At 60.4% G+C, this 1,995-nt stretch carries 2 protein-coding genes; both read right to left on the bottom strand.

Features of this window, described 5'->3' with window-relative positions:
• Positions 1-652: NYN domain-containing protein (locus tag U9R81_RS12380; RefSeq protein WP_322495757.1), on the bottom strand; the 652-nt coding region annotated here is incomplete at its 3' end.
• A gap of 311 nt (positions 653-963) precedes the next feature.
• Entirely contained in the window at positions 964-1,941 is a 978-nt protein-coding gene (locus tag U9R81_RS12375) for a glycosyltransferase family 2 protein (RefSeq protein WP_322495756.1), read from the bottom strand.
• Positions 1,942-1,995 lie beyond the last annotated feature (54 nt).

Below are 1,995 nucleotides of genomic sequence, written 5' to 3'. Positions count from 1 at the left end.
CGGCGAGCGCCACCGGCGCCACCGGCGCTACCGGTGCAATCGGTGCGACGGGCGCAATCGGCGCGGCTGCTATCTCAGCCGCTTCAATCACCCGGTTCAATTCAGTAGCGCGGTTGGCAATCGCCGTGGCGGCAGCGCTCGCGTTCGGCTGGCGGCCAATCAACTGCTCGTAAAACACAAACTCGTCGGCGCTTTGGGCGAGATGGGTGCTGGCTGCGCCGCCAATGCCGATAATGTAGACCTCTTTGCCCTGTTGGCGAATGCTATGCACCAGCGGAATAAAGTCACGGTCGCCGGTGACGAGCACAAACCGCCCGACGTTTGGATGGAGAAAGAGCGTTTTCATTGCGTCGATACACAGATTCATATCGACGCTGTTCTTGATTGCGCGCCCGGTGCGCCCGGCATCTTTGTCGTAATAGTATGTCGCTACGTAAATCGGTTCGATGGCGTTAGCGTAGAGCGCGCTAGTAATGCGAGGATACCGGTACCAGTCGGCGTAAGCGCGTGAAATCACGACGCGGCCGAGATCGTTGCAGCGGTCCATGATCGCTTCGAAATTGGGGGTAGCGTTGAGCTTGTCGCGCACGCTCACATAAATGTTCTCGAAGTCGATGAAGACCGCGACATCAGGTCGCTTTTGGTCGTACATCGTTGTCTGGTCTGCTCCTGTTGCATGTAGGAGAGGGCGGAGCGCGGAGCATGCATTGGCGCCAGCTCACGCAAGACACAAGGTGATAATCCTAGCGAACAATCCAGTAGCCAATGCTTGTGTACCCTGAGCAGCATCGGCATACGTTGCGTTGCGGAGATGATCATTGCGAGTTGCGGAGCAATGCGCCGGTATGTTCACGCGAACCAACCTCACAAGGTTTGGCTTGAATCGCGAAAGAAATTCACACTATAGTGTTCGAGAAGGGGCTATCCCGCCAGACAGCGCCTGCTCTAGTTGCTACTATAGCATCAGCGCGTCACCTTCGCAACCGGTATCGGTGCGAATCTGCCGGTTTCACCCAGAATCAGGCTGTAGGCCAGCATGTGGCTGCGCAGGGTGTCACGGTCGCGCTGGCCGCTGAGGTAGGCCAACCATGCCTTGCCCATCAGCCGGATCATGCCTACAGCGACCAGCAGGTGGTATGCGCGCTGCATTGCCGGCGATGCGAACTTGGCCATATAGCGCGCCCGCGCCCGCCACAGCGCCACCTGCATCCGCCAGCGGAATTGGCCGGTCGCCGCCCCGCCTACGTGAATGACCTGCGCCGCCGGGACTTGCCAAATCGCCCATCCCGCCTGCTTGATCCGCCGGCACCAGTCGATCTCTTCGCAGTACATGAAGTAGCCTTCATCCATGCCGCCAACCTCAGCAATCGTGGCGCTGCGCACCAGCATGCACGCCCCCAACGGATAATCGATCGGGAAGGGTTCAGTGCCGAGTTCAGCCGGGTAACGCCCGTGCCACCACGAGTCGTACAACCGTCCGGGCAAGACTTCGCCCGGCGGGAAGAGATCGAGCGCCGTCGTGATCAGATCAGGGAAGCGAAACGCTGCCCGTTGCAGCGTGCCATCAGGGTTGAGCAACCGCGGCCCCGCTACCCCAACCCGCGGGTGAGCGGCCAAGAACGCCGCCATCGCCTCAATCGCTCCTGGCAACACCTCGGTGTCGGGGTTGAGCGCCAACATCGCCTCGCAGCTATCTGCCAGCAAACTGATCCCTTCGTTGCACGCGGCGGCATAACCGGGATTGTCAGGCCGTTCCCGCACCGTTACCGCCGGAAACTCGCGCCGTACCAGCGCGACGCTCTCATCCCGCGAGCCGTTATCCACCACGACAATCCGCAGCGGCAACGCGCATGCCTGCAACGACGCCAGACAACGCCGCAACAAGCGAGCGGTATTATACGAAACGACGACAACGCCAATCGGTGACAAGGTGTGTTCCATAGCGGGCCGATTGTAGCCTCGCCCCGCTAAAATTGCAAATCCCGCCTTACTCCC

The organism is Chloroflexus sp., assembly GCF_034435895.1.
In the GTDB taxonomy this organism is placed as follows: domain Bacteria; phylum Chloroflexota; class Chloroflexia; order Chloroflexales; family Chloroflexaceae; genus Chloroflexus.
This window is presented reverse-complemented; position numbering and strand designations above follow the sequence as displayed.

Bases quoted from the DNA above. Each gene is read 5' to 3' on its own strand.
- U9R81_RS12375 (WP_322495756.1), bottom strand. From the start codon at position 1,941: ATGGAACACACCTTGTCACCGATTGGCGTTGTCGTCGTTTCGTATAAT.